The organism is Methylophaga sp. UBA2012 (assembly GCF_002335235.1).
Taxonomy (GTDB): domain Bacteria; phylum Pseudomonadota; class Gammaproteobacteria; order Nitrosococcales; family Methylophagaceae; genus Methylophaga; species Methylophaga thalassica.
The window spans coordinates 77,679-91,407 of record NZ_DDCG01000014.1; the positions used below are offsets into that span (position 1 = coordinate 77,679).

General features: G+C 41.1%; 19 protein-coding genes. 14 read left to right on the top strand and 5 right to left on the bottom strand.

The genetic code is table 11. The features are described 5' to 3' along the window. Positions 1-23 precede the first annotated feature (23 nt). On the top strand, positions 24-950 hold the full coding sequence (locus B2248_RS11005; RefSeq protein ID WP_007144252.1) for a hydrogen peroxide-inducible genes activator: 927 nt from the start codon (positions 24-26) through the stop codon (positions 948-950). Here the strand turns inward: B2248_RS11005 and B2248_RS11010 are convergent. Beyond that, positions 932-1,561: an SCO family protein gene (locus tag B2248_RS11010; protein WP_007144251.1), complete on the bottom strand. Its 630-nt coding sequence runs from the start codon at positions 1,559-1,561 to the stop codon at positions 932-934. The genes B2248_RS11005 and B2248_RS11010 overlap by 19 nt on opposite strands. Before the next feature lie 49 nt (positions 1,562-1,610). On the opposite strand from B2248_RS11010, the gene murJ reads away from it, so the two are divergent. Next, on the top strand, positions 1,611-3,152 hold the full coding sequence (gene murJ / locus B2248_RS11015; protein ID WP_273179194.1) for a murein biosynthesis integral membrane protein MurJ: 1,542 nt from the start codon (positions 1,611-1,613) through the stop codon (positions 3,150-3,152). Between the two features lie 48 nt (positions 3,153-3,200). Here murJ and B2248_RS11020 read toward each other — a convergent pair whose 3' ends face one another. Together B2248_RS11020 and fnr are read right to left on the bottom strand one after the other, a co-directional pair. Further along, positions 3,201-3,878 (bottom strand): OmpW/AlkL family protein, encoded by a 678-nt coding sequence (locus B2248_RS11020; RefSeq protein ID WP_273179197.1) that lies wholly within the window; start codon positions 3,876-3,878, stop codon positions 3,201-3,203. A 116-nt stretch (positions 3,879-3,994) separates the two neighbouring features. After that, positions 3,995-4,744: a fumarate/nitrate reduction transcriptional regulator Fnr gene (fnr, locus tag B2248_RS11025; protein ID WP_007144247.1), complete on the bottom strand. Its 750-nt coding sequence runs from the start codon at positions 4,742-4,744 to the stop codon at positions 3,995-3,997. A 98-nt stretch (positions 4,745-4,842) separates the two neighbouring features. On the opposite strand from fnr, the gene hisB reads away from it, so the two are divergent. The 10 genes from hisB to tatC are packed head-to-tail and all read left to right on the top strand — an operon-like array spanning position 4,843 to position 10,025. After that, entirely contained in the window at positions 4,843-5,436 is a 594-nt protein-coding gene (gene hisB, locus B2248_RS11030; protein WP_273179200.1) for an imidazoleglycerol-phosphate dehydratase HisB, read from the top strand. A gap of 54 nt (positions 5,437-5,490) precedes the next feature. Further along, positions 5,491-6,135, top strand: a complete 645-nt coding sequence (gene hisH, locus B2248_RS11035; protein WP_273179201.1) for an imidazole glycerol phosphate synthase subunit HisH — start codon at positions 5,491-5,493, stop codon at positions 6,133-6,135. Positions 6,136-6,161: 26 nt separating this feature from the next. Further along, a complete protein-coding gene (hisA, locus tag B2248_RS11040; RefSeq protein WP_007144244.1) occupies positions 6,162-6,911 on the top strand; it encodes a 1-(5-phosphoribosyl)-5-[(5-phosphoribosylamino)methylideneamino]imidazole-4-carboxamide isomerase in 750 nt (249 codons plus the stop codon). 8 nt (positions 6,912-6,919) lie between these two features. Further along, positions 6,920-7,693 carry an imidazole glycerol phosphate synthase subunit HisF gene (hisF, locus tag B2248_RS11045; RefSeq protein WP_273179204.1) on the top strand — a complete coding sequence of 258 codons (774 nt, stop codon included), beginning with the start codon at positions 6,920-6,922 and terminating at the stop codon, positions 7,691-7,693. Continuing rightward, positions 7,694-8,077 carry a phosphoribosyl-AMP cyclohydrolase gene (gene hisI / locus B2248_RS11050; protein WP_273179206.1) on the top strand — a complete coding sequence of 128 codons (384 nt, stop codon included), beginning with the start codon at positions 7,694-7,696 and terminating at the stop codon, positions 8,075-8,077. Further along, positions 8,074-8,391, top strand: coding sequence for a phosphoribosyl-ATP diphosphatase (locus B2248_RS11055; protein WP_007144241.1), 318 nt, complete (start codon positions 8,074-8,076; stop codon positions 8,389-8,391). The genes hisI and B2248_RS11055 overlap by 4 nt, the downstream gene beginning before the upstream one ends. Continuing rightward, entirely contained in the window at positions 8,391-8,729 is a 339-nt protein-coding gene (locus B2248_RS11060) for a histidine triad nucleotide-binding protein (protein WP_040576129.1), read from the top strand. Before B2248_RS11055 ends, B2248_RS11060 begins: the two co-directional genes overlap by 1 nt. Before the next feature lie 9 nt (positions 8,730-8,738). After that, positions 8,739-8,978, top strand: a complete 240-nt coding sequence (locus B2248_RS11065; protein WP_007144239.1) for a Sec-independent protein translocase subunit TatA — start codon at positions 8,739-8,741, stop codon at positions 8,976-8,978. A gap of 20 nt (positions 8,979-8,998) precedes the next feature. Continuing rightward, the gene (gene tatB, locus B2248_RS11070) at positions 8,999-9,301 is read left to right on the top strand and encodes a Sec-independent protein translocase protein TatB (RefSeq protein ID WP_007144238.1); all 303 of its coding nucleotides are present in this window, start codon (positions 8,999-9,001) and stop codon (positions 9,299-9,301) included. Next, positions 9,294-10,025, top strand: coding sequence for a twin-arginine translocase subunit TatC (gene tatC / locus B2248_RS11075; RefSeq protein WP_273179211.1), 732 nt, complete (start codon positions 9,294-9,296; stop codon positions 10,023-10,025). The genes tatB and tatC overlap by 8 nt, the downstream gene beginning before the upstream one ends. Here the strand turns inward: tatC and B2248_RS11080 are convergent. Beyond that, a complete protein-coding gene (locus B2248_RS11080) occupies positions 10,022-10,366 on the bottom strand; it encodes a pentapeptide repeat-containing protein (protein ID WP_007144236.1) in 345 nt (114 codons plus the stop codon). The two genes, tatC and B2248_RS11080, sit on opposite strands and share 4 nt — an antisense overlap. A 167-nt stretch (positions 10,367-10,533) precedes the next feature. Between B2248_RS11080 and B2248_RS11085 the strand changes: the two genes are divergently transcribed. Beyond that, positions 10,534-10,785 (top strand): TIGR02647 family protein, encoded by a 252-nt coding sequence (locus B2248_RS11085; RefSeq protein WP_007144235.1) that lies wholly within the window; start codon positions 10,534-10,536, stop codon positions 10,783-10,785. Here the strand turns inward: B2248_RS11085 and folA are convergent. After that, complete coding sequence (folA, locus tag B2248_RS11090; protein ID WP_273179215.1) at positions 10,754-11,251, bottom strand: type 3 dihydrofolate reductase; 498 nt, start codon at positions 11,249-11,251, stop codon at positions 10,754-10,756. The two genes, B2248_RS11085 and folA, sit on opposite strands and share 32 nt — an antisense overlap. A gap of 286 nt (positions 11,252-11,537) precedes the next feature. On the opposite strand from folA, the gene B2248_RS11095 reads away from it, so the two are divergent. Then, entirely contained in the window at positions 11,538-13,721 is a 2,184-nt protein-coding gene (locus B2248_RS11095) for a primosomal protein N' (protein WP_273179218.1), read from the top strand. Positions 13,722-13,729 lie beyond the last annotated feature (8 nt).

Here is a 13,729-nt window from a genome sequence, read left to right on the forward strand (position 1 = left end):
GATAATAAACGGAAATATCGATTATGCGACTACCGACATTAAGACAACTGCAATATTTAACTGCTGTGGTGGAAGAGAAACACTTTGGACATGCTGCCGATAAATGCTTTGTCACACAATCAACTTTAAGTGCCGGTATTCAGGACTTAGAGCAGTTACTTGAAGTGTCTTTATTAGAGAGGACAAACCGAAAAGTACTACCGACCCCGATCGGAGAAGAAATCGCCAGCAGAGCACAACAGATACTATCATTGACTGAAGACCTTGTTGACCTTGCTTTATCGGAGAAGAACCCATTATCTGGTCGAATTCAAATTGGCATCATTCCGACAATAAGTCCTTTTTTATTGCCAAAAGTCTTACCCACTGTCAGAAAACAATTGCCAGATCTTGAGATAGTATTAATAGAAGACCAGTCAGAACGTCTGTTAGATCAATTGGAAACAGGTAGTATCGATGTCGCTGTATTGGCATTTCCATACAATACTCGCGGATTAACACATCGAGAGTTTGCAAAAGAACCCTTCTGGATAGCATTACCACAAAATCATCCCTTAGCCGATAAGGATAAGTTGAGCGCTGATGAATTACCTATTAATGAATTATTACTATTAGCAGAAGGACACTGTTTGCGAGAGCACGCATTGAGTGCTTGCCAATTACCCGCATCAGCTCAACGTAAAAGCGTTCAGGCAACAAGCTTATATACACTGATTGAAATGGTGGCCAGTGGATTAGGGATCACACTTATACCTGACATGGCGATAAATTCAGATATGGTTATACATTCAGACATTCGTCTTGTTCCTTTAGCTGCTGATAAAGAACAAGCTATGCGTGAGATAGGGTTAGTATGGCGACCAAGCTTCAGAAGAACAGCGACCTTAGAGCAGCTGGCAAAAACATTTTCTGATGCTTTAGCAGATACTAATTACTCACTACGAGCATAAAAGTCGCGTATCTGAAAAAATATTTTTTGAATAGCTAAGGAAGTAAAAGGCGGTTTGAATACAGCATAAGCACGCCCTTGAGGATCAATCAGATAAATATAATGCTGTTGTTCAACTTTCAAGCTGTGTTCATATTCCTCAGGCTCTAAATATAAAAAGTCGACACTTTTAGTGATAGATTCGATAACTTCCGATGAACCGCCAAAGGTTTTTAAGTCAGGAAAGGAAAGGGAAGCAGTGTCGGTATTATCGCCAAAGTTAATAATTAAAAACTGTATTGAGGAACCAGCAAATAAACGTTGCAAATGCTGCATCACTTTTACGACAACAGTACACTCTGGCTCACAATATAGGTGTGTAAAGTAGACAAAGCTCCATTTGCCGTCGAGGGAGACATTCGTTAATACCTGTTTTTCATGGCCTTGCAATACAAACTGAGGTATCAGTTGTGGAGGGGAGATAAGAAATTTTCTCAGATTGTCAGGAATATCACGCCTGTCTGGTTGCGTAAACTCCATTCTGCTTAGCCACAACACTAAAATAATCAGTGTAATAACAAGATATAACGCTAAAAAAGCCTTAGAATTAACACTTTTAATTGGCTTAAACATCTTTATTTAACCTTGTACAGCCGAGATATAACCCTGTTGTGAGTAAAACATGAGCGAAAAACTCTTCAAGTCTACCGCAGTTGTCAGTGTGATGACTTTTTTATCCCGGATACTAGGCTTTGTAAGAGATATTGTCATTGCCAGAATGTTCGGTGCAGGCTTGGGCGCAGATGTTTTCTTTGTTGCTTTTAAGATCCCCAACTTTTTAAGACGACTTTTTGCTGAAGGTGCCTTTTCACAAGCTTTTATTCCCGTTCTTGCAGAATTTAAAGAACATGGTGATAAGCCCTTACGGAAATTGATTGCACAAACCAGCGGCACTTTAGCCGTTATTCTAACCATGATAACGGCTGTGGGGATGATTGCCGCACCTGTGATTATCATGATTTTCGCCCCCGGCTTTGTAGAAGACCCAATCAAAGCCGACCTGGCAGCTAATCTTCTTACCATCACCTTTCCGTATATCTTTTTTATCTCATTAACGGCGCTTGCCGGTTCAATTCTCAACAGTTTTGGTAAGTTTGCTATTCCTGCATTTACCCCCGTATTTCTTAATATATCGCTAATTGCAGCAGCGATATGGTTATCACCTAAATTAGAGGAACCGGTCACAGGTCTCGCCTGGGGTGTTTTTATAGGTGGGTTTGTACAGTTTTTATTTCAGCTACCCTTTTTAATAAAACTCGGCTTATTGCCCAGGCCAAAATGGGGGTGGAAAAGTGAGGGTGTCAGGAAAATTATCCGCTTGATGATCCCGGCTATGTTTGGTGTTTCCGTTGCGCAGATAAATCTTCTACTGGATACCTTACTTGCATCATTTTTAGTTACTGGCAGTATTTCCTGGTTGTATTATTCAGACCGACTTGTTGAGTTTCCATTGGGTGTTTTTGGAATCGCTTTATCTACTGTTATTTTACCGAGCCTATCCAGAAAACATGCAGCCAAGACCACAGAAGAATTCTCAGACACTATCGACTGGGCCTTACGCTGGGTGTTTCTTATTGGAACACCGGCTGCAATAGGGCTGATTTATTTAGCTGAACCTTTGTTAATGACATTATTTCAATATGGAGAATTTACAACCGTCGATTCTCATAAAGCTTCTTTGAGTTTAATGGCCTATGGCTTAGGGCTATTACCTTTTATATTCATCAAAGTCCTGGCACCAGGTTATTACGCCAGACAAGACACAAAAACCCCTGTCAAAATAGGCATCATTGCCATGATCAGTAATATGGGGCTGAATATAATCCTGATGATCTATCTTGAGCACGTGGGCTTGGCTTTAGCGACATCATTATCAGCCATACTTAACGCTGGCCTGCTTTATCAAGGTTTAAGAAAGCGCGGTGTTTATTCACCACCCCCTGGCTGGGCACGATTTTCATTGAAATTAATTATCGCTAATTCAGGTTTATTGCTGTTTTTATTCGCCTTGAATCCGGTATATAAAAACTGGGAAATGTGGGATGCTTTACAGCGAGCCAGTCATTTATCTGGATTAATCGTGGGTGCAGCAGTGATTTATTTTGTCTTACTACTCATCTTACGTATCAATCTAAGAAGCTTAGTTAGACCAATCAACAGATAAAAAAAAGGCCCTCCGAAGAGGGCCAAGCACTACGAGGACATTAATTTCTTAGAAGCGGCGTCCGATACCAATACCCCAAACAAATGGGTCGATATCAGCGTCAATTTTTGCTGATGCTGCCGCTGCAGTATTTTTGAAATGTGCAGTGGTATCAATATCAATATATTTCACATCAAAGTTCACAAACCAGTCATCATTTAAAGCCACATCAACACCTGCTTGTGCGGCTAAACCCCATGAGCTATCCAGTTTCACTTTTGCACCAGACTGGTCTAGAACATTACCTGCTACTTCTTCATCGAAGAAATAGGTGTAGTTAATACCCGCACCTACATAAGGTCTAATATTCGAGTCCGGCATAAAGTGATATTGCAGCGTTAAAGTAGGTGGCAATACTTTAGTATCAATAACATCACCTAGAGCTGACCAAGATTTCTCACCTTTAACAGTGTGATTTGAATAACCTAGGATTAATTCTACACCCCAGTTTTTATGGAGCATGTAAGTGATATCAAGCTCTGGAACCGTATCAGAGTTAACACTAACGCCTTTTGTGCCTTGGTCAACACCATTTAATGTAAGTGTTCCACTGTCATCATTAGGATTAACGTTGATAATACGTCCACGAACTAACCAGTCACCTGCTTCATAAGCCATGGCAGGAGCGGCAAGCGTAGACAAGCCTAAAGTAGTGAGTAGTGCTGCAGCAACTGTTGTTGTTTTCATTTTTTCCTCCTCGGACAAACTATGTTCTGTAAGACATGGTTTGAATTTTACGGAGGTGTAGGGTTAATGCATTGACCTGGATCAATAAAGCGAGCGCTTACGAATTTTTACCGGAATTACCCACATAATGTTTTTAATTTTTCAGTGTCACGCAAAGAAATAGATTTGTTTTGAATATCGATCAAGCCTTCATCCTGAAAGCGCGAAAAAAGCCGACTGACGGTTTCAACAGCCAGACCCAAATGATTAGCGATATCACCACGTGACATACTGAGCTGAAATTCACGTGCAGAAAAGCCACGATCCTGGAAACGACGCGAAATAGATAATAAAAATGTCGCCAGTTTTTCTTCAGCCGTTTTTTTGCCTAATAAAAACATCAGACTTTTATCACCAGACAGTTCTTTACTCAAACGTGACATCATCTGTACTTGAAGTTGAGGCATATTGGTACCCAACTCTTGCAACATATCGAAAGGTAATTCACACACACTACTGCTTTCTAATGCTTTTGCGTTAGAACGATAAGCCTGTTCATAGATAGCATCCAGACCAACAAACTCACCCGGAAAATAAAATCCGGTTACTTGCTCGCGACCGTCAACCGCAGAAACCGTTGTTTTAAAGGAACCAGAACGAACAACATAGATAGAATTGAACGGTGTCTGGGTACTAAACAGTGGCTGACCTCGGGAATAACTCTGACTGCGCTTGATGATTTTATCTAATTGAATCAAGTCGTTATTGTGTAAACCAAGTGGCAAACATAAACGATAAAGTGAACACTCCTGACAAGCGAGATTATGTTCATGTTCGACTTTAGCGAGGTCCTGAAATAGTGGGGTAACGTTGCCTAACTGGGTCATTGCTAATCCTATATAGTGAACGTTGACTATAATAACGCTTCAAACCCTTGTTCGAAACAGTTATTATCTCCTTTTATTACTAATTTTCAGGAAATCAAATGACCACTCGTAGCGCGTCAGTTGCGCGAAACACACTGGAAACGCAGATCGAAGTTTCAATCAATCTGGATGGTAGCGGTCAATTCAATGCCGAAACGGGTGTTCCGTTTTTAGATCACATGATGGATCAAATAGCCCGTCATGGCTTGTTTGATCTAAATGTTAAAGCAAATGGCGACTTACACATCGACGCACATCACACCGTTGAAGATGTAGGCATCACAATCGGTCAGGCCTTAAGAAAAGCATTGGGTGATAAAAAAGGGGTTGTTCGCTACGGACATGCCTATGTGCCGCTAGATGAAGCATTATCTCGCGTTGTACTTGATCTTTCTGGTCGTCCTGGACTCGAGTTTGATGTCACATTTACCCGCGATAAGATTGGCGAGTTTGATGTTGACCTGTTCTACGAATTCTTCCAAGGCTTGGTAAATCACGCCGGCATTACACTACACATTGATAATCTAAAAGGCCGCAATGCTCATCATATTGCTGAAACCATTTTCAAGGCATTTGGTCGTGCATTAAGAATGGCGGTTTCATTGGATCAGCGCGCATTAGAACAATTGCCTTCAACTAAAGGTGCTTTATAATCTTTTTAAAAGAATTATTAGCCATAAATTATTAAGTAAATAAACAGGTTTAACATGCATCGCATAGCAGTGATTGACTACGGCATGGGTAATTTACGCTCTGTCTCAAAAGCACTGGAAGCAGTTTCCAATAATGCCTCTGTTGTTGTTACGTCAGATCCTCAAACCATTCTTTCTGCCAGCCATGTTTTATTTCCAGGGGTTGGAGCAATACGTGATTGTATGGCAGAACTAAAACATCTGGAACTGGAACACGTTATCAAACAAGCTGCTCAGGAAAAGCCTTTTCTTGGAATATGCTTGGGGATGCAGGCCTTATTGACTCATAGTGAAGAAAATAATGGCGTCAATACACTTGATATTTTCACTGGTGAAGTCAAATTATTTCAGCCTGCTAAAAATGCTGATGGCGAAAAACTCAAAGTCCCACACATGGGATGGAACCAGGTTCATCAAACCTGCCCACACCCGTTGTGGAAAGGCATAGAGCAAAACAGTCGGTTTTATTTTGTACACAGTTTTTATGCTGTTCCAGAAGACAAACGTGTTATCGCTGGCACATCTGCCTATCCTGATGATTTTGCCGCCGCACTGTATAAAGACAATATCTTTGCAGCCCAATTTCACCCTGAAAAAAGTCAGCGAGCCGGACTGCAGTTATTAGAAAACTTTGTAAACTGGGACGGTCAGTCGTCCTAATCAACATCAACAAACGGAGTAAGATTATGTTGTTAATCCCTGCCATTGATCTCAAACAAGGTCACTGCGTGCGCTTGCGTCAGGGGCGAATGGAAGATAACACCGTGTTTTCAGAAGATCCTGTTGCCGTTGCCCGTAAATGGGTAGAAGCGGGAGCCAAAAGACTTCATATGGTAGATTTAGACGGTGCTTTTGCTGGTAACCCGGTTAATGCTGAAGTTATCCATGAAGTTTGCAAAACATTTCCTGAGCTAGATGTACAAGTCGGGGGTGGCATTCGTGATGAAGAAACGATAGAAACATATCTTCACGCCGGTGTTCGCTACGTCATTCTGGGAACCAAGGCGATCAATGCGCCCCATTTTGTGGGTGATGTATGTGCCGAATTTCCAGGTCATATCATCGTTGGTCTCGACGCTAAAGACGGGAAAGTCGCGATTGATGGCTGGTCGAAATTATCCAATCATGATGTCGTCGACATTGCCCAGCAATTCGAGCAAGACGGTGTTGAAGCCATTATTTACACAGATATCAGCCGCGATGGCATGATGCAGGGCTTTAATCTTGAATCTACTCGAAACTTAGCTCGAGCAATTCAAATCCCCGTTATCGCATCAGGTGGCGTCAGCTCCTATGAAGATATTGAATCTTTGTGCGCTTGTGAAGACGAGGGTGTGATGGGGGCTATTTTAGGCCGCTCAATTTATGAAGGCAGTATCGACCTGAAAAAAGGTCAGGAACTGGCTGATAAATTAAACCCGCCGTTGGAGTTTTAAAGCTAACCATGGCTCTCGCGAAACGCATTATTCCTTGTCTTGATGTTGATGGTGGACGTGTCGTTAAAGGCGTCCAGTTTGTTGATATCAGAGATGCCGGCGATCCAATTGAGGTTGCTAAACGTTACGACCAACAAGGCGCTGATGAAATCACTTTTCTCGATATCACAGCCACACATGCTGAACGTGACACAATGGTCCATGTTGTTGAAGCTGTAGCCAGTCAGGTGTTTATTCCATTAACTGTTGGTGGAGGAATAAGAACGGTTGAAGATATTCGCCGAATGCTGAATGCCGGTGCCGATAAAGTGGGCATCAACTCTGCTGCAGTTAATAATCCTGAATTTGTTCGCGAAGCGGCAGAAAAATTCGGCTCACAATGTATTGTGGTAGCGATCGATGCTAAAAAAGTCTCTACTGAAAACGAAACTGATAAATGGGAAATTTTTACCCACGGTGGTCGTAAACCTACAGGGATTGATGCTGTTGAGTGGGCTAAAAAAATGGTCGACTATGGTGCTGGAGAAATTCTGTTAACCAGTATGGACAAAGACGGCACCAAATCAGGGTTTGACCTGGCACTGACGCGAGCAGTCAGCGATGCGGTGAACGTTCCTGTTATTGCGTCAGGTGGTGTTGGCAAACTTCAGGATTTAACCGATGGTATAAAACTTGGCCATGCCGATGCTGTCTTAGCAGCAAGTATCTTCCACTTTGGTGAACACACTGTTGAAGAGGCAAAACAACAAATGGCAGCGCAGGGTATTGAGGTGAGACTGTAAATGACAGCTTGGATAGAACAAGTAAAATGGAATAGCGATGGACTTATTCCTGTTATTACACAAGAGTTTGAAAGCAAGCAAGTACTTACTTTAGCCTGGATGAACAAAGACGCTTTAGAACTGACCGCAGAAAAAGGGCATGCTGTTTACTGGTCTCGTTCCCGACAAAAGTTATGGCATAAAGGGGAACAGTCAGGGCATCAACAACTCGTTAAATCCATAAGAATGGATTGTGATAACGATGCCATCTTGCTTGAAGTGATTCAAAAAGGCGGGATAGCCTGTCATACAGGCCGCCATCACTGTTTCTTTAATGAGCTTCAAGAGGGTCAATGGCAAGCTGTTGAACCTGTGTTAAAAGATCCCAAAGATATCTATTCATGAGCGATATAATCAAACAACTGAGTGAAGTTCTTATTGAACGTAAAACAGCAGATGCAGACAGTTCTTATGTTGCTAGTCTCTATGCTGCTGGCACCGATAAAATCCTGAAAAAATTAGGTGAGGAAGCGGTAGAAACCGTTATCGCGGGTAAAGGTGGAAACAAAGATGAAATCATCTATGAAACTGCCGACTTATGGTTTCATAGTCTTGTTTTACTGGCACATAATGATATCGATACTCAAGCGGTGCTAGACGAACTTGCAAGACGTTTTGGCCTGTCAGGCCTGGAAGAAAAGGCTAACCGGAGTAAATGATGAGTGATTGTATATTCTGCAAAATTATCGCAGGTGAAATACCTTCAAGCCGGATCTTTGAAGATGAGCTGATTTATGTCTTTAAAGATATCAACCCAAAAGCGTCGGTCCACCTGTTAGTTATCCCAAAACAGCATATTGCCAGACTGGATCACGCTAATCAGCAACACGCCTCACTTCTTGCTCATATGATGCTCAGTCTGCCTAAAATTGCAGAGAGTCAAGGTTTGGATAATGGCTTTAGAACTATCATCAATACCGGACCGGGTGGCGGTCAGGAAGTTGATCATCTGCACATTCACATCCTTGGCGGCGATAAAATGCCAGGATTTAACTAGGAGATAACCATGTTAGGTGGTATTAGCATTTGGCAGTTACTGATTGTTTTAGCCATTGTGATTTTATTATTTGGTACAAAAAAATTACGCTCACTGGGCGGAGATTTAGGCAGTGCCATAAAAAACTTCAAAGACTCAGTGCAAGATGGCAAGGATGACATCGAGAAAGGTGAACATGATTCAATTCAGCACCATGATACGCATGAGTCATCACAGAAAAGCGATAGTAAAGATAAAACATCTCACTAAGCTAAATCGGCGTATTTGCCATGTTTGATATTGGATTCTGGGAAATCTTGGTTATTGCTCTTGTGGCACTGATTGTTGTCGGCCCGGAAAGGCTGCCTAAACTCATCAGAGTGACAGGATTATGGATAGGGCGAGCCCAGGCTTCTTTGCACGCCATAAAAACCGATATTTCAAGAGAGCTTCGGGCACAAGAGCTTAAAGATGCTCTGAATAAAACCAATCAAACCATGTCTGATATGAATCAAACAATTCATATTGATGAAAGCTTAGAAAGCCAGAAAAAAACAGAAAACACCGAAGAGACAGATAAAAAAGATGGATAATAACGATCAACAACCATTGATATCACATCTGGTTGAACTTAGGGATCGTTTGCTAAAAGGCGTGTTAGTTGTACTGGTCATCGCTTTATGTTTACTGCCTTTTTCTAATGACCTTTACCACTTTTTGTCCGAACCGCTCTTAAAGCAATTACCAGAGAGCAGCACCATGATTGCGACCGAGGTCGCTTCCCCGTTTTTGACCCCCTTTAAACTGACGCTGAGCATCTCCATTCTGTTGGCTGTTCCAGTTTTGTTATATCAACTGTGGGCCTTTGTTGCACCAGGCTTATATTCACATGAAAAAAAGCTGGTATTCCCACTGCTGTTTGCCAGCACCATTTTATTTTTCTTAGGAATTATTTTCGCTTATTACGCGGTGTTTCCACTGATCTTTGCTTTTTTGACGCAAGCTGCTCCTGAAGGCGTAGCAGTGATGACAGATATCAGTAGTTATCTGGATTTTGTTTTAAAACTATTTTTTGCCTTTGGTTTGGCCTTTGAGGTCCCTATTGCCACTGTCTTGCTTATCTGGACTCAAGCGACAACGGTGGAGGCCTTGAAAGAAAAACGGCCTTACATCATCGTGGGGGCGTTTGTAGTGGGCATGTTACTCACGCCCCCGGATGTGATTTCTCAGACCTTACTTGCTGTCCCCATTTGGCTATTATTTGAGATGGGATTATTCAGCGCACGGTTTTTACCAAAAAAACAGCAAGAAATCTAAGCCTTGTAACGCATTCGTGTTCCATGTTGTAAAGAAAGTAAAATTTCCTCGGCTTCAAATTGTTTAGGAAAATAGACCCCGGAAATTTTTGCACCATGAATGCTCGCACCTTCCATGCTGACACATTCCGTAAAGTCTATCCCCCTCAAATCTGCTTGACGAAAATAGCTATTTGAAAAGTCCAGACCTTTTGCTAGCAAACCAACTAAGGTTAAGTGCCTAAAATCGCATCCCCTTAAATCTACCTGCTCACCGGCAGCAACTCGTTGGTTAAATTCTTGAACCTTACCATCACGTAGTAATTGGTAAAGTGGGTTATCGGTAATTACTGGAGCAGCCATTGTTGTTTCTCCCTTACTGTCTTTATTGTTATATAACGGCTAGATTCTAGCTAAGTCCATCATATTTCTATACAAAAGAAAATATTCCGATATATTTCACAAATACCTAAATGAATTTCACCCTTTATGCTATTTTAAATCCATAAAAACAGCAAAAGGCTCAGATCATGACAATCAAACAATATCTAATAGAAGAAATCGAAGTATTACTTCAATTCCCGTTAAACAGCACTCAAGCAGGCATTAAAGTTCATCACAACGCCAGACAAGAAATGATCGATGCCACTGAAAATTTATATAAAAAAGGACTCATCAGCCAACATGATGGGGGTTATCTCACTGATTTAGGCTACGAAGCTGCAGAACACTTACAGCACGCATTACAAATCATCTGTTCTGAATCTTCTGAAATAGCATAAAGCTATAATCATACTGATTCTTTTCATCGGCTTTATGGTCTTCTGAACTCACCAGTTTCCAGTCAGAACGATCCCAGTCAGGAAACCAGGTATCACCACCATCAATGGTGGTGTGGACTTGTGTGATATACAGTTTGTCACACAGTGGAAAACATTGTTTATACAGCGATGCTCCTCCCATAATCATCACTTCTTCAGCATTTTCACATAAAGAAAATGCCTGCTCCAATGAATGAACAACATCACAACCTTCAGCAATATAACCATCTTGTGACGTCACAACGACGTTTCTTCGACCAGGTAGTGGTCTACCAATTGATTCATGCGTGTTTCTTCCCATGATAATGGGTTTACCCATGGTGGTTCGTTTAAAAAACTGTAAATCTGCAGAGATTTTCCATGGCAAATCATTGTCTTTGCCAATCACACCTTGTTCATCCATCGCCACAATCATTGCTATTTTCATTCATTCTCCAAACACATTTTTAACCTAATAATAGGCTCAAATTTTACTCATAATAAGTGCTGTATAAGATCCCTATAAGATCGATCACAAGCTGTGGATAACTTTACCTGTGGATAACTACAGTTTTTATCCACAGGATTTAGTCTGCGCAGCTTTAAAGTTATCAACAAGTGTAAACATCGATAACAATCTGATTTATATGTTGTAATAAGAACTATCCAACAATCCACAGGCATAAATCATTAACATCACTAAAAAAATATCTTTCTTTCTTTATGTTTAATTAATGACTTGCATACTTCACATTAGCGTACCGTGTCCTCTCAGACAATTGTTTGATTACACCTCAGACTTACCTATCTCCGAATGGGAAATAGGTGCTCGGGTAAAAGTAAACTTTGCCAACCGACTCTGCACCGGCATTGTTGTAAAACTGAGTGAAGTTAAAAGCGATACAGATATCACTAAGTTGAAAGCGATCGAAGAAAAGTTAGATGACAAAAAATTAATTCCAGATGAATTAATGCAAACATTACTTTGGGTAAGTCGGTATTATCACCATCCTCTTGGTGAATGTTTTCAGACAGCTTTACCCAAATTACTCAGAACAGGAAAACCAGCAGAACTTGATAAAGAAACGTGGTGGTTCAGAACAGACATAACTGTCGATAAAAAAATGGGTTCAAAACAACAACAGTGTCTGGATTTACTAGAAGATTATGCTGACGGTATCAGCCAGTCGATGTTTAAACAGTATTTAGGGAATGTCAGCAGTTCTCTCAAAGCGCTTGAAACAGCAGGCTTGATATCACAACAACAAAAAGCAAAATTACCCATTCCAAGTAATGAACTGAATGTTGATTTAATACTGAATCTGCAACAACAACAGATTGTAGAAAACGTTTGGCAAAAAAAAGAAGAATTTCAGCCCTTTTTATTGGAAGGAATAACCGGTAGCGGTAAAACAGAAGTTTATATTGAGCTAACCGAAAGAGTGTTAAAAACCAATAAACAAGTATTAATACTTATTCCAGAAATTGGTCTGACAGGACAGTTTGTTGAACGATTTAAAAAAAGACTGAACACGACCATAGTCATCCTGAACTCTGCCGTTTCAGATAAAGAAAGAAAACAAGCCTGGTTATTAGCAAAACAAGGTTTAGCAAATGTGATTATCGGTACACGCTCAGCCGTTTTCACCCCATTGATTGACCCTGGACTTATCGTCATCGATGAAGAGCATGACAGTTCCTATAAACAGCAAGATGGCTTACGTTATCATGCAAGAAATGTCGCTCTGATTAGAGCTCAAAAATACAATATACCGATCGTCATGGGCAGTGCGACACCGTCACTAGAGAGCTTGTACCAAGTAAAAAAACAACGTTTTCAATTGCTTGAGTTAACACAAAGAGCAGGTAATGCTCAATTACCAGCGGTACGTTTAGTCGATAACAGTCAAGCAAATCCTGAACATGGCTTTAGCGATGTCTTACTCAAAGCAATCAAAAAACATCTGGATGCGGGAAATCAGATTATTTTGTTTATCAACCGACGTGGTTATGCCCCCGTTTTGATGTGTCATGACTGTGGCTGGCAGGCTAAATGTAAACATTGTGATGCAAGAATGGTGGTTCATCAGCATCGCAATATTTTGTTTTGTCATCATTGTGGTTTTATTCAGCGATTAGTTGAAGAATGTCCTGAATGTGAATCAAAGTCATTGAAAAGTTATGGTGCTGGCACGGAAAAAATTGAACAGCACTTGCAAAAACTTTTTCCTGAAACACCGGTTATTAGGGTCGATCGAGATACTACCCAGAGAGTGAACGCTTTTTCAGATCTGATTGCTGATATTAAACAAGGGGAAGCCCGAATTCTGGTGGGAACACAAATGCTGGCAAAAGGTCATGATTTTCATGATGTTACTCTCGTCGGTGTTCTCGATACTGATCAGGGATTGTATAGTGCTGATTTCAGAGCCACAGAAAATCTGGCACAAATGATTACCCAGGTCACAGGCAGAGCCGGGCGTGGAGATAAGTCAGGCGAGGTATTAATTCAGACAGAACAACCTGCGCATATTTTCTGGAAAAACCTCATCAAAAACGGCTATAAGAAAACAGCAGAAAGCTTGTTGGAAGAACGTATTGATATGGAATTACCGCCGGTTTCGAATTGGGCGGTTATCCGCGCTGAATCTTCTGATAGAGAACAAGCAACAGCGTTTTTACAAGAGTTCAGCGCACAATGTCATCAACATGCGTCAGAGGAGGTTCTGATTTTGGGACCGGTTCCAGCCATTATGGAAAAAAAGGGAGGGCGGTTCAGAGCGCAATTATTATTGAGTAGCGCACATCGAAAACCCTTACATCAGTTATTGGATCGACATATCAGTGTGATTTCACGGCATAAACTGGCAAGAAAAGTACGTTGGTCAATTGATATTGATCCAGTCGATCTTTTGTAAACATATTT